Origin of the sequence: Paenibacillus baekrokdamisoli (assembly GCF_003945345.1) — a bacterium.
Taxonomy (GTDB): Bacteria; Bacillota; Bacilli; order Paenibacillales; family Paenibacillaceae; genus Paenibacillus_Z; species Paenibacillus_Z baekrokdamisoli.
In genome coordinates this window covers 6,192,779-6,213,494 of the sequence record NZ_AP019308.1, presented here as the reverse complement: position 1 = coordinate 6,213,494, position 20,716 = coordinate 6,192,779, and the positions used below count along the sequence as shown (strand labels likewise).

Here is a 20,716-nt window from a genome sequence, read left to right as displayed (position 1 = left end):
TCGAATTGTGCTCCTTCAAGTACTTATCCTCATCGTTATCCCTAGCAACCTTCTGCAGCAGGAATGACGTAATAATCAGAAGAACCCCTGTTACCGCATAATAACCTTGCACCGACAACGGCTGCTTGAGATTATAAATACCGATGAATTCAAAACCGCTGGCTAGAATGAATGCTGACCATGCCATAAAGCTGTAGGTAGGCGTATTGCGACGACGATAAAAGTTATTGATTTTCCGATTCTGCGTTGTATTCTCCATTATAAAAGCCCTCCCGTATAACCGCTGTGGTTATTTGATATGAGTTAATCCTACAAATATTTGCCTGTTTATGTAAGTACTATCTTGTTCTAGTACCTGCTGCTAAGTGAGGGCATCCGATGGATCAAATAAAAAAGGACATCCATCATTGTTTCGCGAAAGCTTATCACATACAGTTTTAGGAGGCGATTTGTTTGCAGGAACTTGTTGGCCAATGCAAGACATGTAATAAGCACATTTTCTGTCAGGATGGATTTATTAACGGTGTCGTATTAGAAGACAAATCCTTACTATGCTTCGACTGTTACGATAAAGAACAAGGACGTACCTTTCAGGCAACCGAGTGACAAGACCATAGCCCATTACTAATTGCTTATGCTTATACATATGGCGGTAGATGGGATTGGGAAAATGGGATTGGAAAATATTATTCACAATTTCCTTTTTATGATTTGGAGTAATTATGATATTATATACTTTTGAATAAAAACGCTGTTGTTAGAAAAACGCCACTGTAAATTTCATCAAGAAAGGAAATTCATGAAAAAACGCATCTTAGATATTTTTGTCATTATGGTAGGGGCCTTGCTTTTCTCCTTGGCCGTCAATGTGTTCATCATCCCGAACGAGCTCGGCGAAGGCGGGGTAACGGGAATAACCCTTATTCTTTATTATCTGTACCACTGGTCTCCCGGACTCGTAAACCTAATTATGAACGCCATCCTACTGATCGTAGGCTATAAGTTTTTGGATAAGACCACGACGATTTATACCATTATTGCGGTATTGTTTAATTCGCTTTTTCTACATCTTACGGAGAACTGGCATATTAAAACCGATGAGTTAATTATTAATGTAATATTTGGCGGTGTTTTTGTAGGAGTAGGTATAGGTTTGATCATACGTGTTGGCGGCACGACCGCAGGGTCAACTATTATTGCCCGGATTATGAATAAATACTTGGACATAAATGTGAGTTATGCCCTCTTGTTCGTTGATCTGATTGTCGTATGCGCCTCGTATTTCATGATTGGTGCTCAAAGCCTAATGTTTACGATCGTGATGCTCTATATAGCGACTAAGGTGATGGACTTCATTATTGAAGGCGTCAACCCTAAGAAGGCAGTTACGATTATATCTAAGGAGCAGAATCAAATTGCCGAGCAAGTCAACGTGATCATGGACCGAGGTGTTACCGTCATCTATGGACGGGGTTATTATTCAAACTCGCCCAAAGAGCTGCTCTATATCGTCATCAGCAAACAGGAAGTGAGCATGCTCAAGAAAATCGTAAGATCGATTGACAAGGAAGCTTTCATTACGATTCACGATGTTAGAGACGTGTTCGGGGAAGGCTTTGTGGATATTTCGAAGTGATCGGATATGTTGAACCTTATAATAAATAGAGCGAAATTAAATATAGCCCGAAATTCGGCTCAACACTAAATTAAGTGTTTGATAAATGCGAAGCATCGTGCGTAGAAGCCCGCTGCGCGGACGGATCATTCTTACGATCGCTGTTGTCTCCCTATTTCTTGATTCTATCCCTTAGGGGTAGAAATAAGGAGACAAAGGCGAACGCTATCGCTTCTTCAGAACGATTCCGTCCGCTTCGCTTTTGTTTCGTGTTGGCAATAATCCAATGATATGATTAAATTATCTTTTACAACCTAAATAACCGAAAGCATCGGGGGGTTGCAAAGTCTTTTAGAGACTTTGTGAGCCTCCTTTTTTATTTCCAGTATTTTCAATCATTGATATAATGGAAAAGGCAGGTCTTGATGGAAATATCTTTATCAAAGCAAAATGAAACGACATTAGCCGTAACGAAGTTCGCAAATAAGACGTTAGCTGAAAGCATGGCAATATCATAAAGAAAGAGTGATAGTAATGATTAGTGAAACTCCAAACTTTAATAACCCTGTATTAGAAACAGAGAGAGTAATATTAAGGAAAATTACTTTGAATGATTTAGGAGATATCTATAACTACTGTTCAGATAAAGAAGTATCTAAATTTACTACTTGGTACCCTCATTCAACCATCGAAGACTCGCTGGGCTTTGTAAAACATATTATTTGCTTATATGAAGAGAATAAATTAGCTCCATGGGGAATTGAAGATAAAGAAACTAAAACAATTATTGGAACTGTAGGGTTTGTATATTTGGATGAAAAACAATCAAGGGCAGAATTGGCTTATGCATTATCTAGAGAGTACTGGAATAAAGGCGTTATGAGTGAAATTGTGAGAAAAGTAATTCAGTATGGATTTGAAGTGATGAAATTAGTAAGAATTGAAGCAAGATGTCTTTTATTAAATACAGGATCATTTAGGGTTATGGAGAAGTGCGGAATGGAATTAGAGGGTATTTTAAGAAAGCACGTATTTGTAAAGGGAATGTTTCAAGATTTGAAGTTGTATTCAATAATTAACGAAGAGAACTGTAGGATGATTCAGGAAGGCCATGCCATCAGATAACACCATATTCACGCTTCGGGCCATTCGGCCCTCGGTCCGGCAGAAGTTAGAAGTGGACTCTGAGAGATATTTCAGCAGTGAGGAAGTAGATTCAGCCGGACACATCCCACCACCTAACCGCATCGCGGTCGCCCTTCGGGCTTAAGGTGGTAGAAAGTCGTGAATACAAGAACGTTATGTGAAATCATGTGAAGATTGAAAATTGATAATAACTCAGTAAGATCCTATTGGAGTGTGAATTTATGATAGGCGAATTTACAGTGGTGTTTATTATTTTAGGATTGATTTACCTGATCCCTTTTTTTCTGATTGAAGGTCTAGTTTATGGAATAGCTCTTATTGTTAGTAGTTCAGCAAATCATAATTATAAACAGAATGTTACTTTAAAGAAGTTTTTTAAGGACTTATTTTTTGGAATATTATTTAGAGTGAGTATCTACTCAATATTGGTATTTATAATAGACTTATTAGACGCCTATTACAAAAGTGAAGAAAATCAGTGGGCCGATACCTTTATATATAAATCGTATGAACGATTCGGATCATATTTCGATTATGTGTTATTAGGAGCTCTAATTTCTAGTATTGTGTATGTGATTTTCTTATTTCGATATCGAGTAAAAAACAAGAGAAAGAACGGCATTTTTTACATCTCTTTAACAATTCAAAGCATACTTGCTTCTCTATCATTTATATTTATGGCATATACAATGTACCTATGGGTATAGAAAAATCATTAGGGTAATGCCGAGATGGCACATGACTTCACATAACACTGAATTCACGCTTCGGGGCATCCGCCCCTTGGTCCGGTAGAAGCTAAAGCATGGGAGTGGAATCAGCCGGACAACCACTGCGAGCCTAAATCTAACGACCCGTTCCCTGACGGTCACTAAAGGCTCTCGGGTTCGTGAATACAAGAACGTTATACGAAATCCGTGCAAATAAATATCTCAAATCCAAACAATCATAAAATGGAGGTTCATTCATTGAATAAATATAGAAATTCGGATGATTTCTTAGATCAGATAGAGAGTGGAACACTTTACCATTATACAAGTGCTTCAGGTCTACTTGGGATTATAAGTAATGAGTGCTTGTGGGTTTCAAAAAGTAATTACTTGAATGACATTTCAGAAACTAAATATATCAATGAGTTAATTGTTGATGCAGGTAGAGAATTAAATCTCTCTAGTAATGTTATGTATATGATTATGAGTGAAAAAGCATATATAGAATACGGTTCAAATGGAGATGTTAATGGGCAAAATTATTATATTTTATCATTGACTGTAAATCCAGATTCTTTAACACTATGGTCCAATTATTCAAGTTATTATGGGTACAATATTGGTTTTGAAGGTGGTGCATTAAGAGAAATACTAGAAAAATCTCCGATGAACGTAGATGGTAGAGTCATCTATGACAGAGATGCGCAAATCGAACTAATTAGGAAAGAAATTGAAAAATACCGTGTAGAAATTGATGATTTTATTGTTGATGAAAGTGAAGAAAATCGAGAAAAATTGAAAATAGGAATTGATATATTAGTTGTAATATTCATGCTATTTGGAATGTTTTTTTAAGGACCCATGTTTCTCTCATGAAGAGGAATATAGAGTTGTCTTTTTTCAACACGATATTGACCATAACGAAGCAAAATATAATCAAAAAGTGCTCTTTAGAGAGAAGAGCGGAATCATTACACCTTATATCGAGGTAAGACCGCTTACAAGTTCAAAAAAACTACCAATACAGAGTATTACTATTGGTCCTAAAAACAACGTCGACAATGCCCAAGTAGGATTAGAATTCTTGCTTATCAAACAAGGGTATGATTCTATTTCTGTGGAACGTTCGCGAATTCCATTAAGGTATTAGATAGTTTGTTGGACTTATCCAAAAATGGCACAGGCATCGTATAACATCGCATTCACGCATCGGGCCTGACGGCTCTCGGTCCCCGAGCAGCAATTGGCAGAGAAGCGGATCCAGGGACAACCCTACATTGGCTAAGTCTCCGATACCGATCGCTGCGCTGGATCAACCAGCTGCTTAAGCCAGTAGGGTTCGTGAATGTACAAACGTTATGCGAAACCTCTGCCAGGAATTAAGAATAAATGGAGGTGATTTCTATTTCATGGATGCCCACTATGTTACTTGTACACGTATAGGTGTATATTCCCATGCACTCACAAGAGGGAAAATATACGAAGTATTTAAAATTGAAGATTATAAATATAGAATTGCTGGAGATCATGGAAAACGATTATGGATACATAAGGGGCATTTTGTAGATGGCATTGTAGAGATACCTATTTTAAGAAGTTGGAAGTTCGATGATGAAATAGACGAATTAGATTTTATAGATATTAGTATGATATTTTCGGATGGAAGTAGGCGATGGTCTATGGTTACAACACCTGAAAAAACAAGAAATTATTTTAATAATTCTTGTGTAGAATCAGGTTTTCATATCGAACATTTAATAATAATGAAAACATTAGAAAAGCTTGATGTTGAAGAAACTTTAAGGAATTTAGACAAAAATGATGAATTATTTAAAGCAAGTAAGGAATTAGATGAGAGTTAATTCGAAGAAGGCAAAGGCATCGTATAACACCGTATTCACGCTGCGGGCATTCGCCCTTGGTCCGGACCGAAGTTGATAAGCCAGAAAGTATACTCAGCCGGACAACCACTGCGCGCCTTAGTCTGATGACCCGTTCTCTCCGTTCACTTAAGGCTCTCGGGTTCGTGAATACGACAACGTTATAGGAAATAATCTCATAGACAAATAACAGGAGGTACTTCATGGGAGTTGAATATTCACATTACATTTTACTTGAGACAGAACCCGGAATTAAAATTGACCGGGTTATTGGAATACTTCAATCTTTTTGTGAGGAAGGAATGTTAGATAATGAAGAAATACAGTTTTTAATTAATCCGCATGAATCACAAGATCAAAAACAAACAATAAACCTACAGAAGTTTATTGTTGATGGATCTAATATAGAGGGTGACTTTCGAATTGATATTGATTTGTACGAATCATCTAATTCCGAGAAATATACTAGAATCTTTAAGCAGAATACTTTTATGATTGAAGATGTTGAAGATCTCTATGGTCATACACTTTCTATTATTGGTGGTAACAGAGTATTATTACCATTTGGAGAGCAAGTACTGGATATTATTCACAATGGCAAAAGTATATATTCTGATTTCGATGTCGAATCATCTATCCATATAAACATTGCAGAAAAAATAAGTTTTATGGATAGGATATTCAATAAAGGGAAACAAACTAAAGTTCTCAGTTTTAATACTATGCCATTTTTACATAGTACTGAAGGAAACAAAGATGAAATTACTATTCTATTTAGGTTAGGTTATACAGGAGAAGAGGTAGAAATTACAATCAAACCGTATTACTTTGCCTTTTGCATTAATATGGGAAAGTGCTTGCCTAAGGAAGGATTAAATGGATTAGAACTAACTGATACATTTAGAAGCTTATTAATAAATGCAGGATATAAAAACATAATAGAATTCAGTGTATTTCACTAATGCAGATTACTTCGTCTAGCCTTCTTTTTATTAGAAACTGATACCCCAAAAACTTATTAAAAGAGCCGATCTAGAGGATCGGCTCTTCTACGTCGCTATTCGATTGGCAAAGGAAGGGAAAGCCCCTTCCTTATTTCACAACCATGACGGGTATCTTCGCATGCTGGACAATACGATGGCTCACGCTGCCGAGCATCATCTCCCGGAAGCCGCCAAGCCCTCTGCTGCCGATGATGATCAGATCGCTGCCGTTCTCATCCGCATATTCAAGAATGGCTTGATACGGTGTTCCGTTCAAAGTGACGGCATGCGATTCTGGCAGATGCGCGATTCTCGTCAGTGCTTCGGAGGTCATCGCTTTGGCCTGCTCATCGAATTCCTTTACAAAGGATTCAGGAATCGCATATCCCTGACTAAGAACCATGCTAGGCAAATGATAGACATGAGCAACCGTTATAACGGAGGCCCGATTCTCCTCCACCATTTTCACAGCAACATCAAGTGCTCTTTGGGAACATTCTGAACCATCGTAACCTACAAGAATTCTTGCGAACATGCGATTACCTCCTAGAATTTATCTATTTGTTAGCTTCTAATAGCTTGATCTTTATTCGTCTTATTCATTACCCGATTCCAACCTTTTTGAACAAGGGGATTCAAATAACGATCGATCCCGAAGCGGCCTGCGTTAGTGCCTGCAAGGAACACAATCACACCCAGCAGCAGAAGCCAAGGATTCGTGCTTACCGTCCCAGCAAACAGGAACAGAAAATTCAGCACCAGTCCGAAGAATCCAGCCACCAACGTAAATCCACCAAGGATTAAGCCAAGTCCAATCAGCGTTTCACCAATAGGGATAAGAATATTAATCAGCTTCATGCTCGGAGTGACAACATGCTCTAAAAAGTACGTGTAATTAGGATAAATGACTGCATTTGTCGCATGATCAGCCACCGGTTTAGCCACCGCGCCTTTAATAAACCCACTCGCATCGAATGCTTCCTTACCTGTTAGCTTATGCCAGCCTGCATCCAGCCACTGCCAGCCTAGATAGACTCTTACCAATGTGATTAGAACTGCCGCCCACCTATTCTCATTGTACCATTTCATGACCATAACGGTCATCTCCTCTCGGAACTCAGCTTGGATTTGGAATATCCTATATCCTCATTATGCTGGAAATGAAAGGAGAACGCTGTGCGTTATATCACACTTCTATTTAGCGAAAATCTTGAGCACCACCGTTGTCCCCTGCCCCATAATGGAATGAATCTGCAGCTCGCCGCCAACGGATCGCGCCCTCTCTTCCATACTGAACAAGCCAACGCCGCCTCCGCTTTTGCCTCTCGTAAATCCGACTCCCTTGTCTTCAACGATCGTTTGAATGTATCCCTCATGCTCCGTTACATACACAGCCGCCTCAGAAACATCTGCATATTTGCTGACATTCGTGAGCGCCTCTTGAACAACGCGGAAGATCGTCGTCTCTACCAGCAAAGGTGGACGTTCACTTAACCCGCTCTCAAAATGTACGCGTATCCCATAATAGCTGCTGAAATGCTCGATATACGTGCGCAAAGCAGGAACAACGCCGAGATCATCAAGTACAGACGGTCGCAGCTCCCATGCGAGCCCCCGGACATCCGTCATTAATTGGGTTACATCCTGTCTAAGCAGCTTCAGATCATCCGATTCATGATCTAATAAGATACGATCCAGTGAAATTTTCAAGCTGAAGAGACTTTGACCAATTCCATCATGCAAATCACGTGAAATTCGTCTGCGCTCCTCCTCTTGAATCCCCATCATCTGCGCCATCATGTTCTGCAGCTCTTCCTCGGTTTCCTTCAGGCGAGTAACCTCATGACGAATGGCTAGATACTGATAGGGCTTGCCGTCTTCCTCCAAAAAAGGGACAATCGTCGTATTTACCCAGTACAACCGACCATTCTTAGCCAGATTCTTAATGTCGCCTCGCCACACGTTACCCGCTGCAATCGTTCGCCACAGCTCTTGAAAAAAGCCTTTATCGTGATAGCGTGAGTTAATAATACGATGATCCTGTCCAATCAGTTCCTCCCGGCCGTAGCCGGATATTTCACAGAATTTATCATTCACATACTTAATATTGCCCTTCCGGTTGGTGATCGCTACAATAGAAGCTTCATCAAGTGCAAACTTGACGTCCGAAAACTGCTTCAAGGATCGCTTCAGCATGTCCCGATATTGAGAGTCCGTCAACCGGTCATCGATTTCAGCCATGAGCTTGGCTACATCACCGGCTATTTTGCCAGCGGCTGCATGCTCTCTCCCTCCTGTATCAGTCATAATTCAGCAATCCCTTCTTCATAGCTAGTTTCACCAGATCCGGTTTGGTCTTCAGCCCCAGCTTATCCATCAAGTTGCTCTTATGAGATTCTACCGTCTTCACACTGATGATCAGCTGATCCGCAATCTCCTTATTGGAGAAACCCTGCGCTACCTTGGCCATAATTTCCTTCTCCCGATCGGACAATAGCTCATAGGTATCGCCATAATCCCCGCGCTTCAGCTTATCGAGGTAATCGCTCATGAGCCTTTTCGTTGCCGTGGGATGCAAATAAGCGTTGCCTTCGGCAACACTGCGAATTGCGCTTATGAGCTCCTCATGCGACGCGCTCTTAAGTAAATAGCCGGATGCACCTGCCTGAATGGCGCGAAATAAATACGCCTCATCATCATGCATCGTCAGAATAAGAACGGCTGTATCCGGAAGGCGCTTCTTCAGCTCCGTTGTAGCTGTAAGTCCATCTTTACCGCTGGGCATGCTAATATCCATTAGAACGACATCAGGTTTGATTGTTTCAGCCAAACGAATCGCTTCGTCGCCATCCGCTGCCTCGCCTACGATCTCCATGCCGTTCTTACCGCCGAGCAGCATGACCATTCCAGAACGAACGACGGCATGATCATCCACTACCATAATACGAACCATTTACTTACCTCCCCCTGTATGTTGTGCTACTGCACCTAGTATATCAAATCAGGGAGAAGTTCGGGTTATTCTGCTGCTGAACAATAAAAGCTGTTAACTGAGCTCCAGCATTCAGCACTAAATGGCGATCAATTGAAACATGGACATGTTCTCTTCGGTTCCCGGCCAGAAGGACAGCAAGCGTTTGACGTCCAACCACAATCGGAACAACAAAGGCTGATGCCAGCTTCTCCGCAAGCAGAATCGGGAACTCTTGAATACGTCGTGTGACGAATAGTTCGGATGTGACGAGCTCAACAGCCCGGCCAATTCGAATGACCGTTTCCCCTATACCGCGCCCGGTACGCTCTGTAATACGGCGGCATTTCTCATTTAATTGACCGCTCGAATACCGCCAATAGATGACCTGTTCTTCAGTATGGATAAGACCAATGGAACAGAAATCACAACCTAAATCCGCTCGAATTTGATCCAATAATTGCTCCAGTTCATGCGATAGCTGCTTCACCCGAGGACCTTCTTTCCTCATTAATCCTTACCGTTTTTTTACGAAATGTGATATTTCTCATTGATCTAAGGGTTTTTCCCTCCATAAATCAGGAGATTCCCCGATAACATTCACCTCGATCCCTTGTTATGATGAAGATAACAAATAGGAAGGGGTTGTTTCACGATGGCAGTCGCTGTAAGAACAATCAAGCCAGACTCTTCTGAGGCACAGAAGAACAATCCGCTCGGAATCGGTTCCTTTTTTACAGAAGAACAATTCAGCATGATGCAGGAGATCATGTATCCCAAATATATATCTGCAGGTAACCATCTGTTCTGGGAGGGCGATCCACTCGGGAAGCTGTATTACATTCGTTCGGGCAAAATAAAGCTGCTCAAGTCAACGGAGGATGGCAAGCAATTTATTCTGTCTATCCTGCAAGCTGGTGATCTGCTCCATGAACCGGCAGATGGCTTTCGCCAGCATCATTCCTTTAGTGCGGAGATCATCGAGAATGCCGAGCTTGGCGTCATACAAGCGAAGGACCTCGATAGTCTGATGCATCGGCAGGGAGATTTGGCTTTCTCCTTCATGAATTGGATGGCCTTCATGCAGCGGGTGACGGAATCCAAGTTTCGGGATTTACTGCTGTTCGGCAAGCCAGGTGCTCTTGCATCTACGCTGATTCGCCTTACGAATACGTATGGGGTTGCTACCCCTGATGGCATCCGAATTAACCTGAAGCTTACGAATGCTGAATTGGCTGATTTCATCGGAGCAACAAGGGAGAGCATCAACCGGATGCTGAGTACCCTTAAAGCAGAAGGAACGTTGTCCATTCGCAAAGGGTACATTGTCGTAGAGTGCTTAGATGCGCTGCGTACCATGAGTCAATGTCCGACTTGCTCTGCGTGTCCGAAGGGCATCTGCCGGATTTAACGATAAGGTTCGTTTAGTTGGATGGTCACAAAGGTTCAAGCTCTTGCCTTTGTGACCGTCTTTTTATTTGGCCTCAGAGAAAACGAATGGAGCTACCTCTGTCATCTCCCCGGATTGAAACTCTCTCAGACGTCGATACAAACCATTACTAGCCATCAGTTCATCATGATTGCCTTGTTCAGCGAGCTCACCCTCTTGCAGTACGAACACCTGATCCATCTGCTCGAGTCCATGCAGCTTATGACTGATCCACAGCACGGTTTTGTCCTTCAGAACTGTACGCATATTGCGAAAGAAAGCTTCCTCCGTCCAAACATCCAGCCCTGTTGCCGGTTCATCAAAAACGACAATGGGTGCCTGCCTCAATAGTGCTCTAGCCAACCCCATTCGCTGACGTTCCCCGCCAGATAGACGCTCTCCCCATTCTCCAAGCAGGGTATGAATCCCATTTGGCAGCTTCGCAATTGTATCTTCTAGAAGCGCTTGACGGAGCGCCACTCTGACTTCCTCTTCAGTTGCGTCTGGCTTGGCAATTCGCAAATTATCCATCACCGTTGCATGGAACAGCTGAACCTGCTGAGGAACAACAGCGAAACAATCACGGATGGAACTCCCAGCCATCTCTTGCGTATCTTGCCCATTTATTCGTATGATACCTTCGGACAAAGGCGTTAATCCTAGCAGCACGCCAATCATGGAGCTCTTGCCTGCTCCGCTTTCACCTACAATTGCCGTATGGCAGCCAGCTTCAATTGAAAAGGAAAGCTGCTTAAGCGCCGTCTTCGTATGATCATAACGCAGTGTAACATCCTCGAATTCGATGGCTAGTAATGGTTTATGACGTTCTATCATAGGAATTCGCGTCATCGTTACACCTGCTGAATGCTCCATATCTTTCGCTAATGGAAGCTCTTCTACTCCTCCATCTGCCAGTCGAAAAAGTCTGCTGCTCGCCGCCATCGTCTGGCCTAACTGCTGCAAAGCTTGCGGCAGAGGAGCGACGGCTTCGAAAGCAGCAAGCGCAAGCAAAGTTAACGCTGGAAGCTGAACACCTGTTAGCTTACCCTGAACAACCAGCGGAATGGCTGCCAACAGGACAAGCACCATAGCCAATCTACCGATACCCAGCATAAGCCCACTCGTCAGCGCACTGATTCGGTTTATAGCAGATTGCTGCTTGGTCGAAGCCTGCTGGATGCGTTCAAGCCGCTGAAGCCTTTCCTCCAAGCCGCCGAATATAGTCAATTCCGGAAGCCCCGTAATAAGCTCGGATGTCTCCTCGTAGATCTTGGCCCTTTGCTCAACCCATTCCTGTCCCGGCTTACGCCCCCATCGATACGTCGCATAAGGAATCACGACCCCTGCGAGAAACAGCATGATTCCGAGGATGATTCCAAGCTTTACACTGAAGAACGACATTAATCCAACACCCGTCAATCCAACAAGAAGGGCAACAGCAGGAGGCAATACAACTCGTAAAAACAAACCTTGAAGGGTATCGACATCTGATATGATCGATCCTAGCAAATCGCCGCTTTTCTCCCCTTCCAGCAATTTCTCGCCCCGTCTTTCCAAACGGACAAACAGCCAGACCCGAATATCCTTCAGAATCCGAAAGGTCAAGTCATGAGAGATCAGCCGTTCAAAGTAGCGAAATACCCCCCTGGAGAGTCCGAAGAAACGCACCCCAACGATGGGAAGCCACAGCAGCAGTACGTTCTCGGGGCGCAAAGCTGCTGAAGCGATAAGATAACCCGATGTTCCCATTAAGCCTAAGTTAGCTCCAATCGTTAGAAAGCCGAGCAGCACAGCAAGCAGCAGTCGACCTTTATACGGTTTCATGAAACGCAGCGTTTGCAGCATTATCGTCATAAGGTGACTGGCTCCCTTCTGTTCTCGCGATTGGTGCAGGCTGTCTCGGAGACCTTCCACAATTCGGCATAAGAACCTTGCTGCTTCATAAGTTCCTCATGTGAACCGAACTCAGCGAGCTTACCCTCGTTTAATACGAATATCCGATCTGCAGTTCTTGCTGCATTCAGATGATGCGTTACCCAGAGTACGGTCTGACCTTGAGACCATCCTTCAAGCGCAGTCTGTACCGCATTCGCACTCTCCATATCCAATTGGGACAAAGGTTCATCCAGAAGCGCAACCGATGCCTCTCTTACTATGGCTCTAGCAAGGCCTAGCCGTCTGATCTGCCCGCCACTGAGCTTCACTTTCTCCGTTAGCTGTGTATCATAGCCTTGCGGCAGTTCACGGATGAAACGTTCAGCACCTGCTATTCGCGATGCTGCTTCAAGTTCTTCCTGCTTGGCGTTCTTTGCACCGATACGCAAATTATCTGCTATCGTACCTGGGAATAAATGCGTTCGCTGAGAAACGACGGTAAGACATGAACGCCAATGGTTCATGCATAATTCGCCGAGCCTTGTATGATCAATACGGATTTCTCCGGATGATGGCTGGGTGAAGCCTTGCAGCAAGTCAAGCAGCGTACTCTTGCCCGCTCCTGATTTGCCCACAATAGCGATGCGTTCACCAGGCTTGATTGTAAAAGAAAGATCCTCAAGAACAGGCTTATCCTCGCCTGGGTATTGAACTGTTACATGCTCGAAGACAATTTCGCGGCCGATGGTGCTATCCTTTAAGACCACTCCATCCTCCTGCGCACCCGAATGAGCACATGGTGTTTGCAGCAAATTCAGTATGCGTTCCGCAGCTGTAACGCCGTTCATTCCGGAATGATACTGCGTTCCAAGCAGACGGATCGGCGTATAAAACTCCGGCACGAGCAATAGGACATAGAATGCCCGATAAAATTCGATATCGCCCGAGATCAGCCTTAAACCTAGGAAGACCGCAACAATCGCCGTCCCAAGTGTAGCAAACAGCTCCATGACGAATGCAGAGAGAAAAGCAAGCCTTAGGGCAGACATTGTTGCCGTCCGGTATTCCTCGCTCATCCTGCGAATCGCTTCAAGCTGCGCTTTGCTTCTATTGAAGATTCGCAGCGTAGATAAGCCGCGTATGACATCAAAGAAATGGCCGCCCATAAGACCCATCATCTTGTACTGGCGATCTGCCTTCTTCTTCGCTGTTATCCCAACCAGAATCATAAAGATAATAAGAAGCGGAAGCGTAATAGCAAGAACAACGGTACTCACACCATCCAAGGATAAGACGACACACCCGATCGCACCAGGCAGGAAGACAGCCATGACCGCTTGCGGAATGAATTTCGCTAAGTAAGTCTCGAGCTGCTCCACACCTTCGGTTACGGTGCTGATTAATTCACCACTCCGCTCACCCTTTGTGAACTGCGGGCCAAGTGCAGCTGCATGGCGAATCAGCTTCATCCGAAGCTCACTTTTCATGACGTCCGCGGACTTTGCTGCCATTCCATCGGCAAGCATTTGGAACAAAGATCTTAGTACAATCCAGATCAGAAGTGATCCGAACATCGGCATAAGTGGGCCGAGCGTCGACTTGCCAAGGAAAGCACGGTCAACAATATGGGCCAATACGGAGGCTTCCAGCAGCAGGCAAGTGCCTCCGAATGCTGCGAATATAACGGCCGCGATTAGGAAACCTTTTGCCGTAGAGCTGTAGTCTAACAAACGCCTAATCATATTAATAATCCAGATGATCCGCGCGGGTAACTCGTTTACGGAACACCCAATAAGTCCAAATTTGGTAAGCAAGCACGAATGGAATCGTCGAGAGCGCTACAATCGTCATCACTTTCAGCGTATAATGCCCCGATGCCGCATTGTAAATCGTGAGCGAGTAGGCAGGATCAATGGAGCTAATCATCACTCTTGGGAATAGATCCATGAACACCGTAACCGTAGACAATACAATCGTCAGCCCCGTCATAATAAACGCCCAGCCATCTCTCTTATGTCTGAGGAAATATTGCACAGAGAATAGGGCCAGACCAGCAAGAATAGGTACTGCTCCAGGGTCAATCCCATTGCGAGTAAACATATCCGTTTCAAAATAACTCAGCACGACGAACAGCAGCATCAGAATTGTCGTCCATGCCCCAATACCAAGCGCTACCGAACGAGCTTTATTCTGCATATCGCCTGTTGTCTTTAACGTGATGAATAAGGAGCCATGCAGCAGGAACAAGAGCACCATGCTGAAGCCAGCTGTTACCGAATACAGACTGATTAGATCCCAGAAGCTTCCTGTATAATTCATATGCTCATCAATGGGAACACCGCGCATAAGGTTCGCCAAGGCAATACCCCAGAGCAGCGGAGGCAGCAAGCTTCCGAAGAAAATGACCCAATCCCAGGTTTTACGCCACTTTGGATTCTCAACCTTACTTCGGAACTCGAAGGCTACACCGCGTCCGATCAGTGCAATCAGCATAAGAAACAAGGCCATGTAAAAGCCGCTGAACAACGTTGCGTACCAATTGGGGAAAGCCGCGAACATCGCGCCTCCCGCTGTAATAAACCATACTTCATTCCCGTCCCAGAATGGACCGATCGTATTAATAAGAACGCGGCGATCGAGGTCATCCTTACCTAGGAAAGGCACCAGCATCCCAACACCAAAGTCGAAGCCCTCCAGAAAAAAGAACCCAACAAACAAAACCGCTATCAGAACAAACCACAGTACTTCCAACGTCATCGCACGGTCACCTCCTAAAAGTTTTTGCGAGGCTATGCCAATTTTCGCGTTTTGACATAGCTCACTCTTCTCTGCCTTCGACTACAAAATAGTCATCGGGACAGCTATTTCATCCTTTGCATGACTGTCATCCTGCAGGGTGTGCTCCTCATCATCTGGACCTTTACGTATTTCTTTTACGAATAAGAACACAAGCAAGAAGGCCAGAATGCCATAAACCAAGCTAAAGCCAATCAGTGTAGTCAGAACCATCCCAGCCGAGACGGTCGGAGATACACCCTGCTCCGTTCGCTGCAAGCCGAATACGATCCAAGGCTGCCTTCCCATCTCCGTCATAATCCAGCCTGCCGAATTCGCAATAAACGGTAGACTCATCGCAGGAAGCATAAATTTCAAATACAGCCGATAGCGGTTCAAACGATCCCGCATAATTGCAATCGCGCCGAACAAACTAAGTAGAATCATTAGACTTCCAGCAAGCACCATGACGCGGAAGCTCCAGAATGTCGTACGTACCGGAGGAATATAGTTCCCTGGGCCGTATTTCGCTTCATATTCCGCCTGAAGAGTCTTGATGCCCTTCACTTGGCCTTCGGTCTTATTGTAAGCAAGAATGCTGAGCAAAGCCGGAATCTTAACCTCCATTTGGTTCTTCTGTCCACTCGAATCAATGCCCGCTATGACAGTCCAAGGTGCGCTGTTGCCGCTATCCTCCCAGAGTGCCTCGGAAGCAGCCATTTTCATCGGTTGCGAACTCATTAAATGCTGTGCTTGATCATGACCAACAACAGCAACGAGAATACTTGCCACTAGCGTGAAGACGATTGCAATCGAGAAGGAAGGCTTGAATACGTCGACATGCTGCTTTTTCAAAAGCTTATAAGCACTTATGCCAGCTACGAACAACCCGCCAGTCGTCCATGCACCGAAGAGCACATGAGGGAATTCCAGCCACAGCTGTTTATTCGAGATTAGAGCGAAGAAGCTGACCATCTCCGCATGACCATTACGAATGACAATACCGGCTGGCTCCTGCATGAAGGAATTTGCGGTTAAGATCCAGAATGCGGAGATCACTGTCCCTAACGCTACTAGCCAAATCGATGCCAGATGCACCTTCTTCGAGAGTTTATCCCAGCCGAATATCCATATCCCAAGAAACGTCGATTCCATAAAAAAGGATACGAGTGCTTCAATAGCCAGCGGTCCGCCAAACACATCGCCAACATAGCGGGAATAATCCGACCAGTTCATACCGAATTGAAATTCTTGTAAAATACCCGTTACGACGCCGACCGCAAAATTCAGGAGAAACAGTTTACCCCAGAATTTGGCCATTCGTTTATAGACTTCTTCCTTCTTCACAACATACATCGTTTGTATAATAGCGATCATGAATACAAGACCGATGGTTAGCGGAACGAATAGGAAGTGATAAAGAGTTGTTACGGCAAACTGCCATCTCGCTAAATCGACATTATCCATTTCTTTCACTCCTTGCATAAGTTGTTGTCGCAATAAGACCTTTCAATTTGTCGGCGGATTGATGAAGCAGCACTTTCTCCTTATCCGACAGCTTAACCTCTATCGTGCTTCTGATTCCTTGGCGGTCGACGATACAGGGAACGCCCAAGTAAACATCAGATATGCCGTGGTAATCCTTCAGCAATGTGGATACATTCAGCACCGAGCCTTCATCCTTCAGAATCGCGGCACAAATACGGTTGATAGACAACGCAATTGCGTAGCAGCTCGATCCCTTCGCTTGAACAACTTCATTGGCTGCTTCCTGTGTCCGTGCGACAATAGATGCTTTTGTATCCTCGCTTAGATCAAGCTCAGATCCAGCAACGTTAGCCTCGCTCCAGAGCGGCAGCTCTGAATTGCCATGCTCGCCAATAATCTGTGCATGCACGCTATGAGCATCGATGTTCATCTGCTCTCCGATCAAATAGCGGAATCTCGCTGTATCGAGCAGGGTGCCGGTGCCGATGACTCGGCTCGCAGGCAAACCCGATTGTTCCCAGGCAAAATAGCTCATTAGATCAACCGGGCTTGCGGTGATCAGCACAATAGCCTTCGTATTCGTTTTTATCAATTCACTCATAATGCCACTCATGATTTCATGATTACGCCGAAGGAGATCCATTCGCGATTCTTCTGGCTTCTGCTCCGTGCCTGCTGTAATGATGATAATATCTGCATCCGTGCAATCCTCGTACGTCCCCGCCCAGATCTTCGAACGCCCCAGGAAGAGAAGGCCATGATTCATATCCAGCGCATCGCCTATAGCTTTATTCTGATCCGAGTCGATCAACACCAGCTCATCCGCGCGTTCTCTCAGCAGCAGCGTATAGGCCGTTCTTGAACCAACCTCTCCAATACCTATAACAACAATCCGTGTTTTGTTTGAAGTTGACATCGTTTCTTCCTTTCATAAGATGATTGGTTTGCGTAAGCAATCGCAAGATTGATTATGCAGCATTCATCGTGCTACGGAACGCATTGATTGATTATGCAGCATTCATCGTGCTACGGAACGCAAGATTGATTACGCACATTCTCGACTGTACTCAGAGTACCATGTGTACCTTTTGGAGATTGTGATGAAAATCACAGTTCATAAAAGTACTTCATCATGCCTGCCCGTTCATATCTCATTTATTACTCTCACCCGGCAGGCAAAAAAAACTGCTCCTCAAGTAGAAATTTCTACTTAATGAGCAGTCTTGCTGCAACCATTTATGATTCAAGCCTTTTATCAATTTCCACGACCGATTGGTTCGATTTAAATACAGGCTATAATTAACTTTACAGCGGCATTGAAAGACTAATCCATTTTATTGTATCTTTTTCAAAATAGAGGTGGAACCTTATATAGTCTCCAACCTTATAACCCCAATGAGAGGCAAGCTTTACGTTCGGCTCCCCTAACTTTTTCAACGCTTTCTCGCGAGGCATCCCAACGTGAATCCCGTCTTGTGTCTTATATTTCGGATCAGTGAAAAGTAATTGCCTGTTTAAAGCAATGATGCCATTCGTATAAAAAGATAAAGCATTAACCATTTTGGTGCCAGTCTCGTAAAACTTAACCCTGCTTGTAGCTTCATCATTCTTCAGCTCTTTATCCCAACCATTATAATCTTTGCCATTCACATTAGCTTCAAAGTCAATAAGATGCGTATCCGTAACAGTAGGGTTCTTGTCGAACTCGATTCTTGCTTCCTCTAACATAGTGTCGATCTTACCGATATCTGATTCAGGAGCCAGAAGACTATGCATGATCAGCAAAGTATAATCATAGGCGTATATCCAATCACCTTCTATTTGCAGCCGATTAGTCGCTAGGTCATACGGAATTTCATAAATATCCGACTTCGTTTCAACACGTATAACGGCTACTGATTTAGTTGGCTTTTCTTGCTCATCAGCTTTTGCAATCCCTTCATCCAACCAGTATAAGCCGTCAAGAATTGCAAAGTAGCGTTCTTTGGGAACGTCGATACTGTGATCTGATTCGGAGGAACGGACAGTTATGGAGGTCACATCCTCATTATTTATTTGTGTCGTTTTTACATATGGGGTTAATTCTTTTGTTCCCTCTTTGATGATGGTAGCACCTTTAGATCCCTTGTTTTCGTTGTGATCGGTTGTAGTCCCTGACTTCTCGGTCGGGGTAGAAATTTGCTTAGCATCTGCACAACCGCTTAATATAACTAGCGCAGTCATAATCAATAACAGACTTCGTTTCATTACTCATATTCCTCCATTTTTTTGACGATCTCACCGTTTCCTATAGGGTTCTCGATTCCCAAAGCATGGTAACTTTAATAGGTTAGACGATTGTTAATCCGAACATGTTGCTTTATTTGGAAAATCTAGAAATTGAACTTTATCTATCCATGCTCGCCCAGAAGCTCTATAACACTGAAAATATAAAAAAAGTACCCAGCATGGCTAGATACTGTCTTCTCATTTGCTTCTCTAGATCGATGGTTCAAGCAGCGGTTTGAGTTTTTTTACCAAACAATTTCAAGCTATCTTTCATCTAGATCATATGTAATGATTACGATAGCAATTTTCAATTCGGGGGATGATGGACATGGCTGGTACAATAAGGAGAATTCAGCGTACTGATGATTTTGACAAGATAGAGGCTCTATACATGCAATACATAAAACAACAGCATAATAATCAAGGGATAGACCTGAATCGCAATGAATTCCGGGTCGATTATAACTGGAAATTGAACTTCAAAGATAATTTTTTTCCGCCAAAAGGAAGAACTGAATATGTATATATAGATGAAGGTTACGTCTATGTTGAGGAAAAAGAAATAAAAGCAATGATGTTTACGAAGACTCCGAAGGGATCTAGCAACTCTTATGTCCACTGTGGATATCTACCGGGTTATGAAAAATCGGTGATCAAGTTATTAACCAAAATTCAGAAGAAACAATCAAACGGAGTATTATATAAGTTTGCAGAAATGCTTCCTGGGCAAATCAGAAGCAATGAGATCACAACCTGGGAGGGGATGGGCTTTAAGGTAGAATCTTATTATACAACATGGATGATCAATGAAAAATTTACGAATTGGGACACTTCGTTTCAAATCGATCCATCTATTGTCCATGTAAGAACTACAAACCAGCCTTTCGATATCAGTTCAATGATGGAAGAGGACAATGAGTATTACTTAGCAACTGAGTTTCTTGAACATTTTTCTAAGGAAACACCAGAAAATATTTACTTGTATTTAGTGGATTCATCATCACAATCGATAAAAGGGGTCGCTTACTACAAGGTTAACAAACATGAAGATGGTAATATAGGCACGAACACGTTTGGGTTTCATATTCGACCTCATGTAAAGGTATCTCAAAATGAAGTAGATCATCTGATCTATTCAGCATTACTTTCGATGAGACAGCTTAAAATTTCCTATGTAGGAGGCAGAATTAGCTCCCGTTATTTTGATACGATCCTGATGTTGTCCCAGCAGGGTTTTAACCATTCACCTATGATTCAAGTGAGTATGACTCTAAGTTGCGGTGAGAGATCAACATGAAAAAGTATCGCAACGCCAAAGAAATATTGCCTCCAGAGTTAGTTGAAGAAATCCAGAAATATGTGGATGGCTCTCATATTTATATTCCTGCGAAAGATCGGAAAGCATGGGGCACGGACTCAGGAACACGTCATTATTTAGACAAGCGAAATTTCGAGATGTTGTCGTATTACCACAGTGGAACCGATATTTCTACGTTATCGAAAATGTATGGTCTAAGTGAAGAAAGGGTTCGTTCAATTGTTTACGGACAAAAATGAACTTATACATATACATATA

At 43.4% G+C, this 20,716-nt stretch carries 19 protein-coding genes and 1 pseudogene; 8 read left to right on the top strand and 12 right to left on the bottom strand.

Annotation, left to right across the window (positions count from 1 at the left end; translation table 11 throughout):
• Positions 1–49: 49 nt before the first annotated feature.
• Positions 50–187, bottom strand: a pseudogene (locus tag EKN16_RS33285) (YiaA/YiaB family inner membrane protein); the annotation flags it as partial.
• Between the two features lie 612 nt (positions 188–799).
• Between EKN16_RS33285 and EKN16_RS27320 the strand changes: the two are divergent.
• The 5 genes from EKN16_RS27320 to EKN16_RS27300 all read left to right on the top strand — a co-directional run bounded on the left by EKN16_RS27320 (position 800) and on the right by EKN16_RS27300 (position 6,313).
• Entirely contained in the window at positions 800–1,636 is an 837-nt protein-coding gene (locus tag EKN16_RS27320) for a YitT family protein (RefSeq protein WP_125664165.1), read from the top strand.
• 513 nt (positions 1,637–2,149) lie between these two features.
• Positions 2,150–2,740, top strand: coding sequence for a GNAT family N-acetyltransferase (locus EKN16_RS27315; protein ID WP_125664163.1), 591 nt, complete (start codon positions 2,150–2,152; stop codon positions 2,738–2,740).
• 989 nt (positions 2,741–3,729) lie between these two features.
• Positions 3,730–4,326, top strand: a complete 597-nt coding sequence (locus tag EKN16_RS27310) for a DUF2971 domain-containing protein (RefSeq protein ID WP_125664160.1) — start codon at positions 3,730–3,732, stop codon at positions 4,324–4,326.
• Between the two features lie 554 nt (positions 4,327–4,880).
• Positions 4,881–5,333, top strand: coding sequence for a hypothetical protein (locus tag EKN16_RS27305; protein WP_125664158.1), 453 nt, complete (start codon positions 4,881–4,883; stop codon positions 5,331–5,333).
• Between the two features lie 221 nt (positions 5,334–5,554).
• Positions 5,555–6,313, top strand: a complete 759-nt coding sequence (locus EKN16_RS27300) for a hypothetical protein (protein ID WP_125664156.1) — start codon at positions 5,555–5,557, stop codon at positions 6,311–6,313.
• A gap of 130 nt (positions 6,314–6,443) precedes the next feature.
• Here EKN16_RS27300 and EKN16_RS27295 read toward each other — a convergent pair whose 3' ends face one another.
• From EKN16_RS27295 to EKN16_RS27275, 5 genes are all read right to left on the bottom strand, one after another.
• Positions 6,444–6,869 carry a universal stress protein gene (locus EKN16_RS27295; protein WP_125664154.1) on the bottom strand — a complete coding sequence of 142 codons (426 nt, stop codon included), beginning with the start codon at positions 6,867–6,869 and terminating at the stop codon, positions 6,444–6,446.
• 29 nt (positions 6,870–6,898) lie between these two features.
• Entirely contained in the window at positions 6,899–7,429 is a 531-nt protein-coding gene (locus EKN16_RS27290; RefSeq protein WP_125664152.1) for a TQO small subunit DoxD, read from the bottom strand.
• A 99-nt stretch (positions 7,430–7,528) separates the two neighbouring features.
• The gene (locus EKN16_RS27285) at positions 7,529–8,641 is read right to left on the bottom strand and encodes a PAS domain-containing sensor histidine kinase (RefSeq protein WP_164523011.1); all 1,113 of its coding nucleotides are present in this window, start codon (positions 8,639–8,641) and stop codon (positions 7,529–7,531) included.
• Positions 8,634–9,287, bottom strand: a complete 654-nt coding sequence (locus tag EKN16_RS27280) for a response regulator transcription factor (RefSeq protein ID WP_125664150.1) — start codon at positions 9,285–9,287, stop codon at positions 8,634–8,636. Before EKN16_RS27280 ends, EKN16_RS27285 begins: the two co-directional genes overlap by 8 nt.
• Before the next feature lie 43 nt (positions 9,288–9,330).
• Positions 9,331–9,816, bottom strand: coding sequence for a GAF domain-containing protein (locus EKN16_RS27275; protein ID WP_125664148.1), 486 nt, complete (start codon positions 9,814–9,816; stop codon positions 9,331–9,333).
• A 144-nt stretch (positions 9,817–9,960) separates the two neighbouring features.
• On the opposite strand from EKN16_RS27275, the gene EKN16_RS27270 reads away from it, so the two are divergent.
• A complete protein-coding gene (locus tag EKN16_RS27270; RefSeq protein ID WP_125664146.1) occupies positions 9,961–10,716 on the top strand; it encodes a Crp/Fnr family transcriptional regulator in 756 nt (251 codons plus the stop codon).
• A 63-nt stretch (positions 10,717–10,779) separates the two neighbouring features.
• On the opposite strand, the gene cydC is transcribed toward EKN16_RS27270, so the two are convergent.
• The 6 genes from cydC to EKN16_RS27240 form a co-directional block, all read right to left on the bottom strand.
• The gene (gene cydC / locus EKN16_RS27265) at positions 10,780–12,588 is read right to left on the bottom strand and encodes a thiol reductant ABC exporter subunit CydC (protein WP_125664144.1); all 1,809 of its coding nucleotides are present in this window, start codon (positions 12,586–12,588) and stop codon (positions 10,780–10,782) included.
• Entirely contained in the window at positions 12,585–14,351 is a 1,767-nt protein-coding gene (gene cydD / locus EKN16_RS27260; RefSeq protein WP_125664142.1) for a thiol reductant ABC exporter subunit CydD, read from the bottom strand. The genes cydC and cydD overlap by 4 nt, the downstream gene beginning before the upstream one ends.
• A 1-nt stretch (position 14,352) precedes the next feature.
• Entirely contained in the window at positions 14,353–15,366 is a 1,014-nt protein-coding gene (gene cydB / locus EKN16_RS27255; protein WP_125664140.1) for a cytochrome d ubiquinol oxidase subunit II, read from the bottom strand.
• An 81-nt stretch (positions 15,367–15,447) separates the two neighbouring features.
• A complete protein-coding gene (locus tag EKN16_RS27250; RefSeq protein ID WP_125664137.1) occupies positions 15,448–16,851 on the bottom strand; it encodes a cytochrome ubiquinol oxidase subunit I in 1,404 nt (467 codons plus the stop codon).
• Positions 16,844–17,788 (bottom strand): L-lactate dehydrogenase, encoded by a 945-nt coding sequence (locus tag EKN16_RS27245; protein WP_125664135.1) that lies wholly within the window; start codon positions 17,786–17,788, stop codon positions 16,844–16,846. The genes EKN16_RS27250 and EKN16_RS27245 overlap by 8 nt, the downstream gene beginning before the upstream one ends.
• 389 nt (positions 17,789–18,177) lie before the next feature.
• Positions 18,178–19,119, bottom strand: a complete 942-nt coding sequence (locus tag EKN16_RS27240) for a hypothetical protein (RefSeq protein WP_125664133.1) — start codon at positions 19,117–19,119, stop codon at positions 18,178–18,180.
• A gap of 349 nt (positions 19,120–19,468) precedes the next feature.
• On the opposite strand from EKN16_RS27240, the gene EKN16_RS27235 reads away from it, so the two are divergent.
• Together EKN16_RS27235 and EKN16_RS27230 are read left to right on the top strand one after the other, a co-directional pair.
• Positions 19,469–20,437: a hypothetical protein gene (locus tag EKN16_RS27235; RefSeq protein ID WP_125664131.1), complete on the top strand. Its 969-nt coding sequence runs from the start codon at positions 19,469–19,471 to the stop codon at positions 20,435–20,437.
• Positions 20,434–20,697: a CD3324 family protein gene (locus tag EKN16_RS27230; protein ID WP_125664129.1), complete on the top strand. Its 264-nt coding sequence runs from the start codon at positions 20,434–20,436 to the stop codon at positions 20,695–20,697. Before EKN16_RS27235 ends, EKN16_RS27230 begins: the two co-directional genes overlap by 4 nt.
• Positions 20,698–20,716 lie beyond the last annotated feature (19 nt).

What these genes read in the sequence shown, in the direction of transcription:
- cydC (WP_125664144.1), bottom strand. Translation starts at nt 12,588, where the DNA reads ATGACGATAATGCTGCAAACGCTGCGTTTCATGAAACCGTATAAAGGT.
- cydB (WP_125664140.1), bottom strand. Translation starts at nt 15,366, where the DNA reads ATGACGTTGGAAGTACTGTGGTTTGTTCTGATAGCGGTTTTGTTTGTT.
- EKN16_RS27295 (WP_125664154.1), bottom strand. Translation starts at nt 6,869, where the DNA reads ATGTTCGCAAGAATTCTTGTAGGTTACGATGGTTCAGAATGTTCCCAA.
- EKN16_RS27315 (WP_125664163.1), top strand. Translation starts at nt 2,150, where the DNA reads ATGATTAGTGAAACTCCAAACTTTAATAACCCTGTATTAGAAACAGAG.
- EKN16_RS27245 (WP_125664135.1), bottom strand. Translation starts at nt 17,788, where the DNA reads ATGTCAACTTCAAACAAAACACGGATTGTTGTTATAGGTATTGGAGAG.
- EKN16_RS27280 (WP_125664150.1), bottom strand. Translation starts at nt 9,287, where the DNA reads ATGGTTCGTATTATGGTAGTGGATGATCATGCCGTCGTTCGTTCTGGA.
- EKN16_RS27240 (WP_125664133.1), bottom strand. Translation starts at nt 19,119, where the DNA reads ATGAAACGAAGTCTGTTATTGATTATGACTGCGCTAGTTATATTAAGC.
- cydD (WP_125664142.1), bottom strand. Translation starts at nt 14,351, where the DNA reads ATGATTAGGCGTTTGTTAGACTACAGCTCTACGGCAAAAGGTTTCCTA.
- EKN16_RS27270 (WP_125664146.1), top strand. Translation starts at nt 9,961, where the DNA reads ATGGCAGTCGCTGTAAGAACAATCAAGCCAGACTCTTCTGAGGCACAG.
- EKN16_RS27300 (WP_125664156.1), top strand. Translation starts at nt 5,555, where the DNA reads ATGGGAGTTGAATATTCACATTACATTTTACTTGAGACAGAACCCGGA.
- EKN16_RS27305 (WP_125664158.1), top strand. Translation starts at nt 4,881, where the DNA reads ATGGATGCCCACTATGTTACTTGTACACGTATAGGTGTATATTCCCAT.
- EKN16_RS27235 (WP_125664131.1), top strand. Translation starts at nt 19,469, where the DNA reads ATGGCTGGTACAATAAGGAGAATTCAGCGTACTGATGATTTTGACAAG.
- EKN16_RS27320 (WP_125664165.1), top strand. Translation starts at nt 800, where the DNA reads ATGAAAAAACGCATCTTAGATATTTTTGTCATTATGGTAGGGGCCTTG.
- EKN16_RS27230 (WP_125664129.1), top strand. Translation starts at nt 20,434, where the DNA reads ATGAAAAAGTATCGCAACGCCAAAGAAATATTGCCTCCAGAGTTAGTT.
- EKN16_RS27275 (WP_125664148.1), bottom strand. Translation starts at nt 9,816, where the DNA reads ATGAGGAAAGAAGGTCCTCGGGTGAAGCAGCTATCGCATGAACTGGAG.
- EKN16_RS27290 (WP_125664152.1), bottom strand. Translation starts at nt 7,429, where the DNA reads ATGGTCATGAAATGGTACAATGAGAATAGGTGGGCGGCAGTTCTAATC.
- EKN16_RS27250 (WP_125664137.1), bottom strand. Translation starts at nt 16,851, where the DNA reads ATGGATAATGTCGATTTAGCGAGATGGCAGTTTGCCGTAACAACTCTT.
- EKN16_RS27285 (WP_164523011.1), bottom strand. Translation starts at nt 8,641, where the DNA reads ATGACTGATACAGGAGGGAGAGAGCATGCAGCCGCTGGCAAAATAGCC.